Source organism: Pseudomonas sp. NPDC087804, from assembly GCF_044742965.1.
Classification (GTDB): domain Bacteria; phylum Pseudomonadota; class Gammaproteobacteria; order Pseudomonadales; family Pseudomonadaceae; genus Aquipseudomonas; species Aquipseudomonas rustica.
The window spans coordinates 73317-91057 of the sequence record NZ_JBIUVN010000002.1 but is presented as its reverse complement, the minus strand read 5'-3'; the positions used below and the strand labels follow the sequence as shown (position 1 = coordinate 91057).

The window sequence follows — 17741 nt, the reverse complement described above, 5'->3', positions numbered from 1 at the left end:
ACTTAAAAAGTGGGAGCGCGATACAGGTCGTAGGTCTGGCGAATCATCAACGCGGCGCTGAAACGCTCGCGGACGATGCTGCGCCCTTCGCTGCCGAGATCGAGCAAGCGCGGCTTCTGGATTTGCGCCAGCACATCGGCCAGCGCCTGGTGATCACCGGACGGAAACACGTAGCCAGACACGCCGTGCGTGACCAGTTCCGGCAGCGAGGTGCAATTGCTGGCGATCACCGGCAGCCCCATGGCCATGCCTTCCAGCGGCACCATGGCGAAACCTTCCCAGCGACTCGGCACAATCAGCGCATCGGCTTTCTGGTACAGCGCCTGCACTTCGCTCGGCGTGACCCACGGCAGGTATTCGACCGAATCCATCGGCGGACACTCCACCGAATCTTCGTTGACCGCGCTGCCGACCACCGTCAGTTTCAGGTCATTGCGCTGCACATTGGCGAAGGCCTTGAGCAGCACGTCGAAGCCTTTCTGGTAATCGAGACGGCCGACAAACAGCAGATGAATCGGCTCGGGACTCGCGGCTTTCGGCGCGTCGTCCTTGTGATGAATGCCGTTGTAGATCAGCTTCATGCGTTTGCGCTCGATGCCAAAGCGCGCGGCTTTATCGAGTTCGTACTGGCTGACGCAAATGATCACGTCGGTGACTTTTTGCAGCACGCGCTCGATCCACGCATAGACCTTCTGCTTGATTGGCGAGCTTTCCATCAGGAACGAAAACGCGTGCGGGCAGTAGACGATTTTCGGCTTGCGCCACGGACGCAACAGCACGCAGACGCAGCGGCCAATCACCCCGGAAAAAGTGCTGTGCAAATGCACCACATCGGGTTTTTCCTTGAGCAGCACTTGCGTAAGACGCCAGGCGAAACGCAGCAACGACGGCACATTGCGCCCGGTACGCGGGAAGGTGCGGATCTGTTGCGCGCCGATGCCGTGCAGTTCTTTGGCCTGATCCTCCGGCACCAGATACACCAACTCGTAGTCGGCCGCATCGCCTTCCGGCGACGCCGAAATCGTCCGAATAACGGTCGCGACGCCACCTTTGATCGTCTCTGCCACGTGCAGTATTTTTTTCACAACTCACCCACTTCAAACAGGAAAGGACAATCGCCAAAACTCAGGATTTGTCGGACGCGTATTCGTAGTTGTAATAGCCGTAGCCGCCGTTGCCGTAGTAGCTCGCGGCACGCTTCTCGACGCCGTTGAACACCGCGCCTTTCAACTCGATACCGTTCTGCGCGAAGCGGCGGATGGTCAGCTCGATCTCTTTGGCCGGGTTCACCCCGAAGCGCGTGACGATCAGGCTGATGCCCGCTTCACGGCCGACAATTGCCGCATCGGTCACCGCCAGCAGCGGCGGCGTATCGATGATCACCACGTCGTACATCTCGCTGAGTTGCGCGAGCAATTCGCGGAAGTTCGCGTGCATCAACAGCTCGGACGGATTCGGTGGCACCTGACCACGGCTGATGAAATGCAGGTTGTCGACTTCAACTTTGTTGATCGCCTGATCGATGCTGCAGCGCTTCACCAGCAGGTCGGACAAACCGTTGCTGATTGGCGTGTTGAGGGTTTTGTGCAGGTGCCCTTTGCGCATGTCGGCATCGATCAGCACCACGCGCTGACCGCTCAAAGCCATGACTGCGGCGAGGTTGGACGAGACGAAGGTCTTGCCGACCTGCGGGCTCGGCCCGGAAATCATGATGCGGTTGTTGGTCGAATCGAGCCCGGCGAAGTGCAGGCAAGTGCGCAGGCTGCGGATCGACTCGATCGACAGATCGGTCGGATTGCGCAGCGCCAACAGGTACGCCGGTTTGTCGACGCCATCGCGGGCGCGGCCCTTTTTGTTGTCCTCTTCCTGTTGCAGCGCGCTGTACGGAATCGACGCGTACACAGGCAAACCGAGTTGCTCGATGGCTTCGGGGCCTTCCAGCCCACGGCTCAGGGATTTGCGCAGCAGCACCAGCGCCACACCGACGAAGGCGCCGAAGAAGGTGGCGATCAACACGATCAGGGCTTTCTTCGGTTTGACCGGACTGGTCAGGTCGACGTCCGCCGTATCGACCAGACGCACGTTGCCCACCGCACCGGCACGAACGATGTCCAGCTCCTGGGATTTGTTGAGCAACTGCGTGTAGATCTGCGAGGCGACTTCGACATCGCGGGTCAGGTTGAGCAGTTCTTGCTGGGTGGCCGGCAAGTCCTGGACTTTGCCTTCCAGCGACTTCTGCTGCTGGGTCAATTCACCGATCTGGCTCATCAACGCGCGGTAGGCCGGGTGCTGTTTGGTGAACTTGCGATCCATTTCCGCCTGCTGCATTTTCAGCTCGGAAATCCGCGTTTCCAGCGCCACGGACTGACCGAGCACCGATTGCGTTTCCAAGGAAATGTTCACGGTTTTGCCGTGGGTCTGATAGGCGTTGAGGGCATCGCTGGCCTTGGCCAGATCACGTTTGACCTGCGGCAACTGACTTTGCAGGAAGGCCAGACTCTGCGCCGCTTCCGCCGAGGTACGGCGTACGTTTTGCTCGACGTAGAGCGAGGCAATCTTGTTGAGAATCTTCACCGCTTCAGGCGCGTCGGCACTGGCGAGGGCCAGACGAATGATTCCCGACTCTTTGCCTTGTTCAGAGATATCCAGTGCATCCTGATAACCCTGAATCGTCACGATGCGTGGGTTGCGCACCACTTCGAAACGCGTGCCGGGATTGGCCTGCAATTGAGTGATCAAGCCTTCCACGCCATCCTGCGCAAAGGCTTCGCCCATCGCGCCCTCGGCCAGCAGGTTGTCGTTGTCATCGAGCAACTGGAAGCGATGTTGTTCGCCAGCGATCAGCGTGAGTTTTTTGCCGAGCAGTTCTTTCGGCAGATTGAGCCGGGCAAACTCCAGCCGCTCACCGCCCCAGGCGTAGCTGTTCAGGCCGAAACGCGGCGCGGCGACGCTGGTGTCGGTTTCGCCGCGATAACGTCGGGCGAGAAAACCGCCGATGAGCGGAAAGGTGTTGGGGCTGACGTCGATGTCGAGGCGCAGGTCGTCGACGGTTTTGCCGATCACTGCGCGGGATTTGATGATGCCGATCTCGGTCACCGACGGCGATTGGCCGCCGAGCATGCTGTTGAGGTCGGAGAAACCGAGCATGTCGTTCTTTTTCGGTTCTACCTGCACCAGCGCGTTCGCCGAATACACCGGCGTGGCCAAAACCGCATAGGCAATGCCGGTGACCATAAACGCGCCGGTGAGCGCGCCAATCAACCATTTCTGATCGATCAGGCTGCCAAAGATGCCGAGCAGATCAATGCTGTCTTGATCATTGTCACGGGTGCCGATTACGGACGGTAACTGCATAAGTCTGTTCTTACCATTCACTGTTCTGAAGAATATTCGTCAATGCCCGAGGCGCTGCGCCCATGAACTAACTGCGTCTTCAATCAATGCATGCGCATGGATAAAAGCGGCTTTACCTTGACGATACGGATCGTGTATTTCGCGCTCGCTCTGCCACTTGCCAAGCAGAAACACTTTGCCCCGCGCATGCGCGGCAATCTTCAGTACTTGATTAACGTGTTGTTTTTCCATGACCAGAATCAGGTCTGATTCATTGACGATGTCTGATGTCAGTTGCCGAGCCTTGAACGTTTCGGCGCTGTGGCCGTGATCTTCGAGCACCTGACGCGCCGACGCTTCGACACCCTCGCCGACCCGCGCCGCAAGGCCTGCGGAGGTGACGGTGATCGCTGACGAGGCCAGCGCGTTACGCAGCAACAGTTCTGCCGTCGGACTGCGGCAAATATTGCCCACGCACACAACAAGGATCTTTCTGAACAAGGTTTTACTTTCCCGGGTAATGTCAAACGGCCAACATGCCAAAGGATTGCAATGAACCCTGTGGATCTTTCTGCACTCAGAAATAGAATCGCCCTGTTAGTACTGGAGCATTAAGTACCACAGCGTTTTAAAGGCGCCCAACCACTATTAGCGGACTAAAAATAACTGTGATTTTCGGCTGATTGTTTTCCGACTAAAAATAACATTCGCGCACTAAGTGCCATCACCTCACTCGAAAATTGAGAAAAGAGATCATTCTTCGTAGTTGTCACTTCTCTTCGGGAGAGCAGACATGAAATCGACACCTCTGCAACAACTTGGCGCGCTGACGTTGGCGCTTGTCGGCGCCACCAGTCAGGTTCACGCCAGTGAGCTGTTCCCTAACCTCCCCGCCAAAACCATCGGCGTGCAGGTGAAGATCCAGAACTTCACCGCCGCCGATGCCGCGCAGATCAAAGCGGCCGGGTTCAGTTTTGTGCGCTTCGGTGTGTGGAGCGACAGCCTGAGCGCCAAGGCCTATCAGCAGCAGGTCAGCGCTGCCTTTGCGGCGGCGCGATCAGCGGGGTTGCCGGTGCTGTTGACGGTGCGTGCGATCAAGCCGTTGCCTGCCTCGTCAGGCAGCGAACTGGCGACGGCGGGCGAAGCGTTCGCCAATGCCGTGACAAGCCTGGAAACGTCCTACAGCGCGCAACTGGTGGCGATTGAGCTGTGGAACGAGCCGGATCTGCCGACCTACTGGCCAACGGGCAATTTCGACACGACGTTCGTGCCGTTCATGAGTTCGGTGTGCAAGACGTTGCAGGGCAAGCCGCCGGCGACGCCACTGGTGGGATATGGCTTCGCGCGGCCGCCGACCGCTGGTTCCGCATCCACCGTGGCGCTGAACCGCATCGTCAGCGAATACCCGAAATGCCTGAGCGCGGTGTCGTATCACCCGTATGGCATGACTGCTGCGCAGATCAGCAGCGCGCAGGCATTCATTCAGCAGAATTTCCATTTGCCGGGTGTTATCAGTGAGTGGGGCGTCTCAGCGCTCAGCTCTAATGGTGGCGCCGATGGTCAGGCGAGCAAGATCAACGCCTTTATTGGCGATGTTAAAAAACTGCAGATCCCGCTGACGTCTATCTATGAATGGAAGAACAGTGAGTCCGGCAGTAACGATCGCGAGAAGAACTTCGGCCTGTTGACCTCTGACGGTCAGCCGAAACCGGCGCGAATGTCGGTCGAAACCCTGTTGAACGCTGAGTAGTCCGTGCGCAACCGATCTGTACGCAGGTCGGTTGCTTTGAACCTGTGCGCTGTTTTGGCATCGTATTCATCGATAGCCCGCCCCACCTTTCAAACAATCGTTTTCAGGTTGTTGCCGCAGGGGCCATCGATACACGTCCACGCCCTTGAGTGACCGTCAGCGCTCGGGTAATGTCATCAGACCCATAGGATAGAGCACGCCCATGACTTCCAAGCTGGAACAACTCAAACAATTCACCACCGTAGTGGCCGACACTGGCGACTTCGAAGCGATCGCCCGAGTCAAACCGGTCGACGCCACCACCAACCCTTCCCTGCTGCTCAAAGCCGCGGCCATTTCCGGCTACGCCGAGCTGCTGAACGCTTGCGTCAGCGACTGCAAGGGCGATGTCGGCCTGGCCAGCGACCGTTTTGGCGTCGCGGTAGGTCAGGAAATTCTTAAAGTGATCCCAGGCCGTATCTCCACCGAAGTGGATGCACGCCTGTCGTTCGACAAAGACGCTGTGCTGAAACGCGCGCATCGCCTGATCGAGCTGTACGACAAGGCCGGCATTGGCCGCGACCGCGTACTGATCAAGATCGCTTCGACCTGGGAAGGCATTCGCGCCGCTGAAGTGCTGGAAAAAGAAGGCATTCAGACCAACCTGACCCTGCTGTTCTCCTTCGCCCAGGCCGCAGCCTGCGCCGACGCTGGCGTGTTCCTGATTTCGCCATTCGTGGGCCGCATCTACGACTGGTACAAGAAGGCCAACGGCAACGACTACACCGGCGCCGATGATCCGGGCGTACAGTCGGTCACGCGCATCTACAACTACTACAAAGCCAATGACTACAAGACCGTGGTCATGGGCGCGAGCTTCCGTAACCTGAATCAGATCGAGCAACTGGCCGGTTGCGACCGACTGACCATCAGCCCGGATCTGATCGACAAACTGGCAGCGGATAACGGCAAGCTGGAACGCAAACTGGCCCCAGGTCACGCCGGTGAAGCCCGTCAGAGCCTGAACGAAGCGCAATTCCGCTGGTTGTCCAACGAAGACGCGATGGCCACCGAGAAACTGGCTGAAGGCATCCGTCAGTTTGCTCGCGACCAAGAGAAGCTTGAGGCGCTGTTGCAGGCCAAGCTGTGATTTGATTGTTTGAAATGCAAAAAGGGCGAACCTGTGAGGGTTCGCCCTTTTTTATGGCTGGGAAATATTCGGTGTTCTTGCGAAAGCTATCGCGAGCAGGCTCACTCCTACAGGGGATCTGTGGAGTGATCGCGATTATGTGGCTAATGAAGAACCCTGTAGGAGTGAGCCTGCTCGCGATAGGGCCAGCCGCCCTACCCTCAGCTCAAACTATCAATGCCGCTCGAGGGCATTCACCAGGTCATGAAACGCTTCGCGATTGGAATCGTTCAGGCCCATGAGGATTTTGTGTGCTTCCAGCACCTTGATCCGCACCACTTCTTCCGACTGATCCTGATCTGGCAGGTCGTCCAGGCACTCCGGGCATGGCACCGGGTGGTTGACGATGTTGAACACCTGCTCAAACCCCATCGATTGCAGCAGGCGGGTGATGTCATCGTGGGTGGTCACGACAGTCGGCAGCAGGCCGACCTTTTGCCGCGACAGGATCGACAATTTGGCCAGCAAGCCCAAGGTGGTGCTGTCGATGCTGCGGGTTTCGGTCAAATCGATCACGATCGCGTTGAAATTCAGCGCGGTGAAGATTTTCTCAATAGTCGCATCCAACGCCGAACACAGGGTCAGGCGAACTTCACCGACGAATTTCAGGACGAAGGTGCCGTCCTGCTCGGCGAACTGGATTCTACCGGTACTCATTAAAGATTCCTGCTCAACACCAACAGGGCGATATCATCCGGCATCTCCCCTAGCGTGGCCAATTCAAACACTTGCCGCAGACCATCCAGGCTGCCGCCCGCCGACTTCACCCGTTGGGGCAAAGCAGCTTCTTTTTCTTTGAGCGTGGGTTCTGGCAACAGATCCAGAATGCCATCGGACATCAGCGTCAGGCTGAACGTCGGCGGCAGCTCAAGCACGTGGTCTTCATAGGTGGCTTCATTAAAGAGGCCCACCGGCAAACCGCGCCCTTCGAGATAACGAACACTGTCAGGCGTGTACAACACTGGCAAAGGCAGATGACCGCCGATGCTATAGGTCAACAAACCGGTCTCCTCGTCGATGACTCCACCGACCATTGTGACGTGTTTGCCCAGCTTACAACTGATCAGCCCCCGGTTGATATGACCAAGGACTTCTGAAGGCTTGAATTCCGGCAATGTGCCGTTGCGCTTGGATTCGAACAGCAAGCGCGTGGTCATGAACTTCAACAGCACCGTGACGAAGGCTGACGAGGCGCCATGCCCGGAAACATCCGCCAGGTAAAACGCAACCCGGCGCTCGTCGACACGGAAATAGTCGACAAAATCACCCGACAGGTACAACGACGGGATGATCTGGTGGGCAAACTTGAACTCGTCGATGCTCCACGGACTTTCCGGCAGCATGTTCATCTGCACCTGGCGACCGGCGTTCTGGTCTTCCTGGAGCAGGTTCAGGCTGGCGGCGAGCTCACGATTGGCCTTTTCCAGCTTCTCGCGGTAGCGCTGGTTTTCCAGCAGCAGACGCGAACGATCGAGGGCCCGGCGCACAGAGTGCTCGAGCACAGCCAGATCTTCGAGAGGCTTGATCAGGTAATCCGCCGCGCCCAGGCGCAAGGCCTCGACCGCGTCGTTCATCACGCCGGCACCCGATACCACGATCATCGGCGTCTGCGGCGACCGCTCGGTGACCTGGCGAATGAATTCGAGTCCGCCCATCTGCGGCATGCGCAGATCGCAGATAACCAAATCGGGCTGTTCTTGCTCGAATACCTTGAGACCCTGTTGGCCGTTGCTGGCCTGCAGGACGCTGAAACCACTGTCTTCCAAATAGGCCGCGAGGCTCGCGCGCACTACTTCGTCATCATCGATTATCAGCAGCGTGGCACTGGTTTTTGGCATGTGGGCAAACGGCGCCAGAATTAGGTTGGCGTAGTGGGCAAGGTAACAACCCTGCGCGGACTACTGGATTCGCTTTCTAGCCTCTCTGTTGCACCGCTTTCGAGCATAGGCCGAAACGCGGTTACTTCAGAGGTGCCCTTCTAAGGCGCAGACGGTACTCCCATCCGCAGAGCGTTTCAAGCATGCGCCGATGGTCGCTTGACGACTTTACTTGTCAAATCACTGGGAGTTATAAGAACAGCTCAAACCGTAACCCAATGGAAGGACGAAGGCATGAGTCAAACCGGTCGGGACTACAGCGAAAAGCGCGATTTCATCCGCATGCGAGTCGATGCCGATGTCGTGTTGATTCATGAGGGTGATGAGGTTTCAGGGGTGTGCATCGACCTCTCGAGCAGTGGCATGCAGGTCGAAGCACCCAGACAATTCGCGATCGGCGACCGTTTGCACGTGCGGATCGACTCCGACCATGCAGCGCTCACGGGCCTTGAGGCCGAGACCGAAGTGGTCTGGGTCAGCGCACAAGATGGCGGCGCTCAGAAGCTCGGCCTGACCATTTTGAAGATGAAATAAGCGCACACAAAAAAGGCGACCCGAGGGTCGCCTTGTTGTTTCTACAGGTCGAGATTAAAAATCGTCTTCAACCTGACCATCTTTAACTTTGAACTCGCGGTTCTGCAGGTAAGCGTTGCGGATGAACGTGTACTTGTCGCCGCTGATCAGCTTCTCGCTCGACAGCAGGCTGGCGCGGGTGTCGACGATGTTCAGACCGAAGATCGAGTTACGCGCCGGCACGTCGTCGATGTAGCGATACATGCCGGTGAAGCTGTCGACGTACTTGGACGGCGCGTCACGCAGGGTGCTCGGGCCCATCAACGGCAGCATCACGTACGGGCCGCTGCTCACGCCCCAGTAACCGAGGGTCTGGCCGAAATCTTCGTCGCTGCGGTGCAGGCCCATTTTCGTGCCGACATCGAAGAAACCGAGCAGACCGAAAGTGGTGTTGAAGATCAGACGCGCCGTATCAACGCCAGCGGCAGCCGGTTTGGCTTGCAGAATGTTGTTCGCCAGGTTGGTGACGTCGCCAACGTTCTGGAACATGTTGTGGATGCCGTCTTCAACGAACTGCGGCGTCACGAACTGATAACCCTGGGCCAGCGGCTTCAGCGCGTAGGTATCAACGAAATCGTTGAACTGGAAGATCGGACGGTTAACGCTTTCCCAAGGGTCTTCTTCCGTCGCAGCGTTGGCGGCGAACGGAACCAGCATGACACTGGCGCATACACAAAGCTGAGCGAGAGGATTGCTCCAGCGCATAGAAAACTCCTTGGATTTGATTCTGGCACGGGCAGCTGAGGCCACGCGTAAGAACGCTAGTATAAGCGCAATCGGCATTTTGGGCAGTCTGGCATGAGACTGTCTGTAGGAAGTTTCCTTCATTCCCTTCCGCAAGCCCTGTCATCCAACTGTCATTGTCGCGCCCTAGCCTTGACGCTATTTCAGGGACGCTTCCATGTCACAGGCCGAAACCTTACCGCTCGCCACACCCAGCCTGACCGCCGTGCTGTTCGGGCTCAGTGGCTGTCTGGTGGATTTCGGCGCACGTGCGCTGCAACTTGGCGGCAGCGACCCGGAGCACGCCATAACGACTCCCGGCGCACTCGATAGCCTGCTCAGCTTGCAACGCCGAAAAATCCCCTGCGCATGGATCGATGAGCTGCCCCCTGCCCTCGCGAAACCGCTGTTGGCCGCTTTACCGGAGTGGATCAAACCTTCGCAACATTCAGCAACAAACAATCCATGGCCTGCGCCGAATGCTTGCTGGCAAGCATTGATGGGACTCAACGTCGATCGGCTCGATGGCTGCGTGCTGGTCAGCGGCGAACCTCGTTTGCTGCAAGCCGGGCTGAATGCCGGATTGTGGACGATCGGCCTCGCCTCCTGCGGTTCACTGTGCGGTCTGGCGCCGAGTGAATGGAAAGCGCTGACGCAAAAAGAACGCGAACAACTGCGGGGCAAGGCAACGGTGCAATTGTTCGGGCTTGGCGTGCATTCAGTGATCGATCACTTGGGCGAGCTCGACACCTGCCTCGCCGACATTAGCCTGCGCCGCCTCAAAGGCGAAAAGCCCTGATCGGGATCATGCAGTTTGAACGAGAGTGGATTAATCTAAAGGTCAGCCACAGACCTTTGGCGCGCGGCTGCGGTCAATGCCAGTGCCTCTCGATAAAAGGAAAACACCAATGCCGGCCCAAGAACTGCAAAAACAGCTCGAAACCCTGCGCGAGCAACTGGAGCAGAATCCGCCACTGTCGGAAGCCGAACGTGAAGATCTGCGCGTGTTGATGGCGCAAATCGAGTCTGAAATCCAATTGGAGAACGCTACTCAGGACGCCAGCATCGCCGATGGCGTGAACCTGGCGGTCGAGCGCTTCGAAGTCGAGCACCCGGCGATCGCCGGCACCCTGCGCAATATCGTCAATGCGCTGGGTAGCATGGGGATCTGATTTACCCTGATACATAAAAAAGCCCTGCCATCACCGGCAGGGCTTTTTCATTTCTAATTTGGCAACGCATTCCCTTGTAGGAGTGAGCCTGCTCGCGATAGCTGACTAACATTCAACGATGATGTCGACTGCTATACCGCTATCGCGAGCAGGCTCACTCCTACATTGGGTAATTTATTGACGCACGAGCCGGTCGTTCGGCAGTTGTACGCTTTCGGTGCTGCGGTACGGGTTGATGTCCAGACCACCGCGACGCACATACCGCGCAAACACCGTCAGCTTCTCCGGCTTCAACAGTCGCTGCAGATCAAGAAAGATCCGCTCCACACACTGCTCATGAAAGTCCGAGTGCTGTCGGAAACTCACGATGTACTCCAGCAAACTGGCGTGATCCAGCGCCGAGCCGCGATACTCCACGACCACCGTGCCCCAGTCCGGCTGACTGGTCACCGGGCAGTTCGATTTAAGCAGATGACTGTAAACAGTCTCCTCGACGATCCGCGACTCATCGCAACGCAGCAGCTCCGGGCGCGGATGCTCATAGTTGCTGACACTGATATCCAGATCATCGATGCACACGCCCGGCAACGCCACAACGCCTTCGGCTTCAACGTCTTTCAAACTGCGCACCCGCACGCCCACCGGTTTCCCGGCAGCGGCCGAGAGGTCCTTGACCAGCGTCGCTTCCAGCGTGGCGACGTCAGCAAACGGCGTCTGATTCAACGAGTTCAAGTACAGCTTGAACGACTTCGACTCGATGATATTCGGCGAATCCGCCGGAATGCTGAACTCGGCAATCGCCACCACCGGTTTGCCCGACGGCAACAACCACGACAGCTCAAAGCAGTTCCAGAAATCCACACCTTTATAAGGCAGGGTCTCGGCGGTCAGCCCCAGCTCCGCCCACTTCGCAGTGCGCGGAATCGGGAACAACAAGGACGGCGTGTAAGTGGCGATGTATTCGCTGGACTTGCCCAGCGGCGAATGTTCGGCTGCGGGATGCATGGCGGAAACCTGACTGAAGAATCAGCGGATTCTACCAGCCTTTGCGCGCGGCTTTGAGTGGTTACTGACTGACAGTCAACTTACCCACCATCCCCGCCTGATAATGCCCCGGAATATTGCAGGCAAATTCCAGGCTCGTCGCCTTGCTGAACGTCCAGGTCAGTTCCGCTGTTTTACCCGGTTCAACCAGCACGCTGTTCGGGTCGTCATGCTTCATGCCGTGGCCCATCGCGGCGTGATCCATACCGGCCATGTCGTGGGACATTTCCTTCATGCCGGTAGGCGTAAGCATGCCGCTTTGCTGCATCTGCAACATTTCCTGCTGGTGTCTGGCATGCATCGCTGCGTCACCGAGGTTGAATTCGTGCAGCAACTGGCCTTTATTCACCAGCACAAAACGCACGGTCTCACCGGCCTTGACCTGAATCGCCTTGGGGTCGAATGACATGTCGTTCAGCACCACTTCAACGCTGCGCGTGGCTTGGGCAGCAGGCGCTGGCTGGCCGAAGTCGTAAGTGTGCGCGGGAGCCGCCCATACCGGCGAGCTCAACGCCAACAAACACAAGGCCAGGGATTGGCGTAAAAACATGGTCGTTCTCCAACAAGATAAGGTTCAGCCTGTGGGAAACTTTAGCCGCCCTGCACTGGCATCAACCTGACAGGCAGATTACAACTTTGTCAGGTTGGCGCTCGCCGCGTGCTCTCACGGTATAAAGCCTTCACTGAATCATCCCCGAATAACCCCGAGTCGCCCATGAAACTGTTGATCGTCGAAGACCAAGCGAAAACCGGCCAATACCTGCGTCAGGGCCTGACCGAGGCCGGGTTTAATACCGAACTGGTGGCCGACGGCAACAGCGGTCAGCAATTGGCATTGAGCGGTGATTATGCGCTGTTGATCCTCGACGTGATGCTGCCCGGTCGCAGTGGCTGGCAGATTCTGCAAGCGGTGCGCAGTGCGGGACTGGACACACCGGTACTTTTTCTCACGGCTAAAGACGCGGTGGAGGACAGGGTTCACGGCCTCGAACTCGGTGCTGACGATTATCTGGTCAAACCGTTCGCCTTCTCCGAGTTGCTGGCGCGGGTGCGCAGTCTGTTGCGTCGTGGCAGTGCCACGCCTCAGGAAACCAGTCTGCAACTCGCCGACTTGCGTCTGGATCTGATTCGTCGCCGTGTAGAACGCAGTGGCCAGCGCATCGACCTGACCGCCAAAGAGTTCGCCCTGCTGGAAATGCTTCTGCGTCGCCAAGGCGAAGTGCTGCCGAAATCGCTGATCGCCTCGCAGGTCTGGGACATGAATTTCGACAGCGACACCAATGTCATCGAAGTGGCGATCCGCCGTTTGCGCCTGAAAATCGACGACGAATTCCCCAACAAACTGATCCACACCGTGCGCGGCATGGGTTACGTGCTTGAAGAGCGCAGCGTCTGATGCGCCGTTTGTCCCTGAGTTCGCGCCTGGCATTGTTATTCGCCGCTTGCACCGCGGTGGTCTCGCTGTTCGCCGGGGTGCTGTTCAACCGCGCCAGCGAGGCGCATTTCATTGAGCTCGACCAGCAACAACTGGATGGCAAACTGATTGGCCTGCGCCGCGCGCTGCAGGACGTTCAGCCGGCTCAGCGGGAAGCGCGACTGGCGGATGAGCTCAGCCGTCAGGCCGATTTGTCGCTGCGCATCACCGGTGCTGACGGCCAGCGCTGGTACGACAGCTCGACGCAGATCCCCAAGGATTTGCCGTCGCAAACCGGGCTGTCGACGATCAGCACTGACGGCACCGATTACCGCGTGCTCAATGCCCCGCTCTACCCGGACAAAGCCGATTCGCCGCACTTGAGCCTGTTGCTCGACATCACCCATCACCAACACTTCCTGCAACGCATGCAGCATTTGATCTGGCTCACCGTCGGCCTCTCGGCACTGGCCACGGCGTTGCTCGGCGCGTGGGCAGCGCGTAGCGGCTTACGTCCATTACGGCGCATGAGCGCGGTGGCGCGTGGGATTTCTGCACAATCGCTGAATGCCCGACTGCCGGAAGCGCAAATGCCGCCAGAGCTTGCGGAAATGGCCCACAGCTTCAACGCCATGCTCGGCCGTCTCGACGATTCGTTTCAGCGACTCTCGGCGTTTTCAGCCGACATCGCCCACGAACTGCGCACGCCGCTGTCGAACTTGCTGACTCACACCCAGGTCACCCTCACCCGCCCCCGGCCGATCGAGGATTACCGCGAAGCGCTGCACAGCAACCTCGAAGAACTGCAATGGATGGCGCAACTGGTTAACGACATGTTGTACCTGGCCAAGGCTGACCACGGTTTGCTGATGCCCAAGCGTGAGCCGCTGGAATTGGCGGATGAGACCGATGTGTTGCTGGAGTTTTTTGCGCCGCTGGCGGAGGACGCCGGCGTCACGCTGAGCCGTGAGGGTAACGCGCAGATCGAAGGGGATCGCAATATGTTGCGGCGGGCCTTGTCGAATTTACTGGATAACGCGTTGCGGTTTACCCCGGCGGCGGGCTCAGTGAGTTTGCGGATCGCTGAATTACCGGGTGCTGTGCGGGTTTCGGTTGAAAACACTGGGGATGGGATTTCTGCGGAGTTGTTGCCACGGCTGTTTGACCGATTTTATCGGGCCGATCCAGCGCGGCAGGAAGGCAGCAGTGAGCATGCGGGGTTGGGGTTGGCGATTACTCAATCGATTGTCCGCGCGCATGGGGGGCAGATTCGTTGCGAATCAGAGGCGGGGTGGACGCGGTTTGTGATTGAGTTGCCCAAGAAGGATTGAGGCCAGTAGTTCCGGCCTCTTCGCGAGCAAGCCCGCTCCCACATTGGATCTTTGTTGATCAGGTATCTGTGATTCAACTCATCCTGTGTGAGAGATAGCTGCCACACATTGGATCTGTGTCGTTCACAAATCCCCTGTGGGAGCGGGCTTGCTCGCGAAAGCGGAGTATCAGATTACGAATATCTGAGTGCGTGAGCCGGCTCGATCTTCGCCGCTCGCCACGCCGGATACACCGTCGCCAGGAAGCTCAAGATGAACCCCGCCGAGCAGATCAACAGCACGTCCCCGCCCTGCAATTCCGACGGCAGATTGCTGACGAAATACACATCAGAACTGAAGATATGCTGCCCGCTCACGCGCTCGATCCAGCCGACGATCTGACTGACATTCAACGCCGCAATCACGCCCAACACGCCGCCAATGATCGTACCGACAATCCCGATCACCGTGCCCTGCACCATGAAAATCGCCATGATCTGCCGGGGCGTCGCGCCGATGGTACGCAGGATCGCGATGTCCGCGCCCTTGTCGTTCACCACCATGATCAGCGTCGCGATGATGTTGAACGCCGCCACCGCGACGATCATCAGCAGCAACAGGCCGATCATGGTTTTTTCCATCTTCATCGCACTGAACAAGCTGCCCTGAGTGTGCGTCCAGTCATCAGCCTTGAACTCGGCGCCCAGACTGGCGGCGATGTCTGCGGAGACTTTCGGCGCCGCGTACAGGTCTTTGACTGCCAGACGCACGCTCTGTACCTGATTCGGTTCCCAGTGCTGCATGGTCGCGGCATCGGCGACGTGGATCAGGCCCATCGAGCCGTCCAGTTCAGCGCCAACCTTGAACACGCCGACCACGTTCAGCCGCTGCATGCGCGGGGTGATGCCACCCGGCGCGGTGCTGACTTCCGGGACGATCAGGGTAATTTTGTCGCCGACGTTGAGACGAAAACGTCGCGCAGTGATCTCACCGATCACCACACCGAACTCGCCCGGTTTCAACGCATCGAGACGGCCCTGCACGATGTGCTGGGCAACGATCGAGACCTTGCCTTCCTGCGCCGGATCGACGCCGCTGATCTGGATCGGCTGCATCATGCCTTTATAGGAGAGCATGCCTTCCATTTCGGTGAACGGCACAGCGGCAGTCACTTCGGGATTTTTCATCGCGGCGGCGGCCACTGGCTGCCAGTCATCAATCGGCTTGACGCCAACGATGGTCGCGTGCGGCACCATGCCGAGGATGCGCGAGCTCATTTCGCGCTGGAAGCCGTTCATCACCGACAACACCACGATCATTGCGAGCACGCCGAGGGCGAGGCCGATCATCGAGGTCATCGAAATGAACGAAACAAAGCGATTGCGGCGCTTGGCGCGGGTATAGCGCGTGCCGATAAAGATCGATAACGGTCTGAACATTCGCAGGGGCACCGTATAAAAATAAAAGACCCGACGCCTTTGCAGGTGTCGGGTTTCAGCCAATCAGATAGGCGTGAGGCGACCTTCTTGCAGGTGCAGTACGCGATCCATCTGACGGGCCAGGTTCATGTCGTGAGTCACCACCAAAAACGCGGTGCGCATCGAGGTGCTGAGTTCCAGCATCAAATCCTGAATGCCCTGCGCGGTGTGGGAGTCGAGGTTGCCGGTCGGCTCGTCGAGCATCACCAGGCCTGGCTTGTTCACCAGGGCGCGAGCGATGGCCACACGCTGACGCTCACCACCGGACAGTTCCGAGGGTTTGTGCTCAAGGCGATGGCCGAGGCCGACGCGCTCCAGCAAAGCGGTCGCACGCTGACGCGCTTCAGGGATCGGCGTCTTGCCGATCAGCAGCGGCATGCAAACGTTTTCCAGCGCGGTAAATTCCGGCAGCAAATGATGGAACTGGTAAACGAAACCAAGTGCACGGTTGCGCAGCAGGCCGCGCTTCTTCTCGCTCAGCGCCGACAGTTCTTCACCGTCGAGCCAGACGCTGCCCTTGGTCGGCGTATCCAGTCCACCGAGCAGGTTGAGCAAAGTACTTTTGCCCGAACCCGAGGTGCCGACAATCGCCACACGCTCGCCCGGGTGCAACTCCAGTTGCAGACCGGCCAGCACTTCTACCGACTCCGGGCCTTCCTCGTAGGATTTGCCCAGGTTGCGGCAGCTCAAGATTGCTTGTTCACTCATGCCCGACTCACTCATAACGTAGCGCCTCCGCCGGCTGGGTGCGCGCGGCACGCCAGGCGGGATACAGGGTGGCGAGAAAACTCAGAACCAACGCCGCCGCGCAGACCATGACCACGTCCTGGCTCTGCACCTGCGACGGAAGATAATCAATGAAATACACGTCAGCATTAAGGAATTTGTGGCCGATCAGCCCTTCCAGTGCCGAGATCGCCGCGCTGACATTGAGCGCCGCGAAAATCCCGACCACCGCGCCAATCGCCGTGCCGACTACACCGATCACCGTGCCTTGCACCATGAACGTGCGCATGATCGTGCCCGGCGTCGCGCCCAAGGTGCGCAGAATGGCGATGTCGCCCTTCTTGTCATTCACCACCATCACCAATGTGGAAATGATGTTGAACGCGGCTACGGCGACGATCAGCAGCAACAGCAGGCCAATCATGGCTTTTTCCATACGGATCGCCTGATACAGATTGCCGTGGGTGCGCGTCCAGTCGCGAGCGTAGTAATGGTCTTCGCCAAGTTGCTGGGCGATGTTCCATGCCACACGCGGTGCCTGGAACAAGTCGTCGAACTTCAGGCGGATGCCCTGCACCTGATCAGGCTTCCAGCGGTGCATCTTCGCCAGATCCTGCAGGTTGGTAACGCCCAGATAGCCGTCGAGCTCGCCGGCGCCGACATGGAAAATGCCGACCACGGTGAAGCGCTTCATGCGCGGGAACATCCCGGCCGGGGTCACGCTGACCTCTGGCGCGACGAAGGTGACCTTGTCACCGATGCCGACGCCCAGCTTGGTCGCGGCCTTGTCGCCGATGACGATGCCGAAGCTGCCCGGCGTCAAATCGTCGAGTTTGCCCTGCTTCATGAAGTTGTCGATGATCGACACTTTGCGCTCGAGCGCAGGGTCAATGGCATTGAGCAACACCTTGGAGACCTGACCGTTGTTGGTCAGCAGGCCCTGCATCTGGGTGAACGGCGCAACCGCCGTCACCTGCGGGTTCTGCTTGACCTTGGTGGCCAGGCTTTGCCAGTCGTTGATCGGCTCAGTGGATTCAATGGTCGCGTGGGGCACCATGCCCAGCACGCGGGTGCGCATCTCATGATCGAAGCCATTCATCACCGACAGCACGACGATCATCACGACCACGCCAAGGGCGAGCCCGATCATCGAAGTCAGGGAAATGAATGACA

The 17741-nt window shown here is 58.4% G+C and carries 18 protein-coding genes; 7 read left to right on the top strand and 11 right to left on the bottom strand.

Annotation, left to right across the window (positions count from 1 at the left end):
- Positions 1–2 precede the first annotated feature (2 nt).
- The 3 genes from ACIOMO_RS07490 to ACIOMO_RS07480 are packed head-to-tail and all read right to left on the bottom strand — an operon-like array spanning position 3 to position 3834.
- Positions 3–1085 (bottom strand): glycosyltransferase family 4 protein, encoded by a 1083-nt coding sequence (locus ACIOMO_RS07490; RefSeq protein WP_053122031.1) that lies wholly within the window; start codon positions 1083–1085, stop codon positions 3–5.
- A 40-nt stretch (positions 1086–1125) separates the two neighbouring features.
- Entirely contained in the window at positions 1126–3354 is a 2229-nt protein-coding gene (locus ACIOMO_RS07485) for a polysaccharide biosynthesis tyrosine autokinase (protein ID WP_053122037.1), read from the bottom strand.
- A 39-nt stretch (positions 3355–3393) separates the two neighbouring features.
- Positions 3394–3834, bottom strand: coding sequence for a low molecular weight protein-tyrosine-phosphatase (locus ACIOMO_RS07480; protein WP_053122039.1), 441 nt, complete (start codon positions 3832–3834; stop codon positions 3394–3396).
- Positions 3835–4126: 292 nt separating this feature from the next.
- Between ACIOMO_RS07480 and ACIOMO_RS07475 the strand changes: the two genes are divergently transcribed.
- Together ACIOMO_RS07475 and tal are read left to right on the top strand one after the other, a co-directional pair.
- Positions 4127–5083 (top strand): glycosyl hydrolase family 5, encoded by a 957-nt coding sequence (locus ACIOMO_RS07475; RefSeq protein WP_401239567.1) that lies wholly within the window; start codon positions 4127–4129, stop codon positions 5081–5083.
- A 202-nt stretch (positions 5084–5285) separates the two neighbouring features.
- A complete protein-coding gene (tal, locus tag ACIOMO_RS07470) occupies positions 5286–6212 on the top strand; it encodes a transaldolase (protein WP_053122043.1) in 927 nt (308 codons plus the stop codon).
- 213 nt (positions 6213–6425) lie between these two features.
- Here the strand turns inward: tal and rssC are convergent, their stop codons facing one another.
- On the bottom strand, positions 6426–6908 hold the full coding sequence (gene rssC, locus ACIOMO_RS07465; protein WP_042560140.1) for an anti-sigma factor antagonist RssC: 483 nt from the start codon (positions 6906–6908) through the stop codon (positions 6426–6428).
- The gene (gene rssB, locus ACIOMO_RS07460; RefSeq protein ID WP_053122045.1) at positions 6908–8089 is read right to left on the bottom strand and encodes a two-component system response regulator RssB; all 1182 of its coding nucleotides are present in this window, start codon (positions 8087–8089) and stop codon (positions 6908–6910) included. Before rssB ends, rssC begins: the two co-directional genes overlap by 1 nt.
- Positions 8090–8362: 273 nt before the next feature.
- Here rssB and ACIOMO_RS07455 point away from each other — a divergent pair, with 273 nt between their 5' ends.
- Positions 8363–8662: a PilZ domain-containing protein gene (locus ACIOMO_RS07455; protein WP_401239565.1), complete on the top strand. Its 300-nt coding sequence runs from the start codon at positions 8363–8365 to the stop codon at positions 8660–8662.
- A gap of 54 nt (positions 8663–8716) precedes the next feature.
- Here the strand turns inward: ACIOMO_RS07455 and ACIOMO_RS07450 are convergent, their stop codons facing one another.
- The gene (locus ACIOMO_RS07450) at positions 8717–9406 is read right to left on the bottom strand and encodes a VacJ family lipoprotein (protein ID WP_053122049.1); all 690 of its coding nucleotides are present in this window, start codon (positions 9404–9406) and stop codon (positions 8717–8719) included.
- Positions 9407–9602: 196 nt separating this feature from the next.
- Here ACIOMO_RS07450 and ACIOMO_RS07445 point away from each other — a divergent pair, with 196 nt between their 5' ends.
- Positions 9603–10223: an HAD family phosphatase gene (locus ACIOMO_RS07445; RefSeq protein WP_401239562.1), complete on the top strand. Its 621-nt coding sequence runs from the start codon at positions 9603–9605 to the stop codon at positions 10221–10223.
- A 109-nt stretch (positions 10224–10332) separates the two neighbouring features.
- Positions 10333–10596 (top strand): DUF4404 family protein, encoded by a 264-nt coding sequence (locus tag ACIOMO_RS07440; protein ID WP_053122053.1) that lies wholly within the window; start codon positions 10333–10335, stop codon positions 10594–10596.
- 174 nt (positions 10597–10770) lie between these two features.
- Here the strand turns inward: ACIOMO_RS07440 and queF are convergent, their stop codons facing one another.
- On the bottom strand, positions 10771–11601 hold the full coding sequence (queF, locus tag ACIOMO_RS07435) for an NADPH-dependent 7-cyano-7-deazaguanine reductase QueF (protein WP_159814267.1): 831 nt from the start codon (positions 11599–11601) through the stop codon (positions 10771–10773).
- Between the two features lie 61 nt (positions 11602–11662).
- Positions 11663–12190, bottom strand: a complete 528-nt coding sequence (locus ACIOMO_RS07430) for a plastocyanin/azurin family copper-binding protein (protein WP_401239558.1) — start codon at positions 12188–12190, stop codon at positions 11663–11665.
- Between the two features lie 165 nt (positions 12191–12355).
- On the opposite strand from ACIOMO_RS07430, the gene ACIOMO_RS07425 reads away from it, so the two are divergent.
- Both ACIOMO_RS07425 and ACIOMO_RS07420 read left to right on the top strand, forming a co-directional pair.
- A complete protein-coding gene (locus ACIOMO_RS07425; RefSeq protein WP_159814271.1) occupies positions 12356–13036 on the top strand; it encodes a heavy metal response regulator transcription factor in 681 nt (226 codons plus the stop codon).
- Complete coding sequence (locus ACIOMO_RS07420; protein WP_401239555.1) at positions 13036–14385, top strand: heavy metal sensor histidine kinase; 1350 nt, start codon at positions 13036–13038, stop codon at positions 14383–14385. The genes ACIOMO_RS07425 and ACIOMO_RS07420 overlap by 1 nt, the downstream gene beginning before the upstream one ends.
- Positions 14386–14558: 173 nt before the next feature.
- Here ACIOMO_RS07420 and ACIOMO_RS07415 read toward each other — a convergent pair whose 3' ends face one another.
- From ACIOMO_RS07415 to ACIOMO_RS07405, 3 genes are all read right to left on the bottom strand, one after another.
- Positions 14559–15803 carry a lipoprotein-releasing ABC transporter permease subunit gene (locus ACIOMO_RS07415; protein ID WP_053122062.1) on the bottom strand — a complete coding sequence of 415 codons (1245 nt, stop codon included), beginning with the start codon at positions 15801–15803 and terminating at the stop codon, positions 14559–14561.
- A 63-nt stretch (positions 15804–15866) separates the two neighbouring features.
- On the bottom strand, positions 15867–16565 hold the full coding sequence (lolD, locus tag ACIOMO_RS07410) for a lipoprotein-releasing ABC transporter ATP-binding protein LolD (protein WP_008087731.1): 699 nt from the start codon (positions 16563–16565) through the stop codon (positions 15867–15869).
- Positions 16558–17741, bottom strand: a 1184-nt coding sequence (locus tag ACIOMO_RS07405) for a lipoprotein-releasing ABC transporter permease subunit (RefSeq protein ID WP_401239551.1), incomplete at its 5' end; no start/stop codon positions are given. The genes lolD and ACIOMO_RS07405, both read right to left, overlap by 8 nt.

What these genes read in the sequence shown, in the direction of transcription:
- rssB (WP_053122045.1), bottom strand. Translation starts at nt 8,089, where the DNA reads ATGCCAAAAACCAGTGCCACGCTGCTGATAATCGATGATGACGAAGTA.
- ACIOMO_RS07425 (WP_159814271.1), top strand. Translation starts at nt 12,356, where the DNA reads ATGAAACTGTTGATCGTCGAAGACCAAGCGAAAACCGGCCAATACCTG.
- ACIOMO_RS07445 (WP_401239562.1), top strand. Translation starts at nt 9,603, where the DNA reads ATGTCACAGGCCGAAACCTTACCGCTCGCCACACCCAGCCTGACCGCC.
- ACIOMO_RS07415 (WP_053122062.1), bottom strand. Translation starts at nt 15,803, where the DNA reads ATGTTCAGACCGTTATCGATCTTTATCGGCACGCGCTATACCCGCGCC.
- lolD (WP_008087731.1), bottom strand. Translation starts at nt 16,565, where the DNA reads ATGAGTGAGTCGGGCATGAGTGAACAAGCAATCTTGAGCTGCCGCAAC.
- ACIOMO_RS07440 (WP_053122053.1), top strand. Translation starts at nt 10,333, where the DNA reads ATGCCGGCCCAAGAACTGCAAAAACAGCTCGAAACCCTGCGCGAGCAA.
- ACIOMO_RS07475 (WP_401239567.1), top strand. Translation starts at nt 4,127, where the DNA reads ATGAAATCGACACCTCTGCAACAACTTGGCGCGCTGACGTTGGCGCTT.
- tal (WP_053122043.1), top strand. Translation starts at nt 5,286, where the DNA reads ATGACTTCCAAGCTGGAACAACTCAAACAATTCACCACCGTAGTGGCC.
- ACIOMO_RS07455 (WP_401239565.1), top strand. Translation starts at nt 8,363, where the DNA reads ATGAGTCAAACCGGTCGGGACTACAGCGAAAAGCGCGATTTCATCCGC.
- ACIOMO_RS07430 (WP_401239558.1), bottom strand. Translation starts at nt 12,190, where the DNA reads ATGTTTTTACGCCAATCCCTGGCCTTGTGTTTGTTGGCGTTGAGCTCG.
- rssC (WP_042560140.1), bottom strand. Translation starts at nt 6,908, where the DNA reads ATGAGTACCGGTAGAATCCAGTTCGCCGAGCAGGACGGCACCTTCGTC.
- queF (WP_159814267.1), bottom strand. Translation starts at nt 11,601, where the DNA reads ATGCATCCCGCAGCCGAACATTCGCCGCTGGGCAAGTCCAGCGAATAC.
- ACIOMO_RS07485 (WP_053122037.1), bottom strand. Translation starts at nt 3,354, where the DNA reads ATGCAGTTACCGTCCGTAATCGGCACCCGTGACAATGATCAAGACAGC.
- ACIOMO_RS07420 (WP_401239555.1), top strand. Translation starts at nt 13,036, where the DNA reads ATGCGCCGTTTGTCCCTGAGTTCGCGCCTGGCATTGTTATTCGCCGCT.
- ACIOMO_RS07450 (WP_053122049.1), bottom strand. Translation starts at nt 9,406, where the DNA reads ATGCGCTGGAGCAATCCTCTCGCTCAGCTTTGTGTATGCGCCAGTGTC.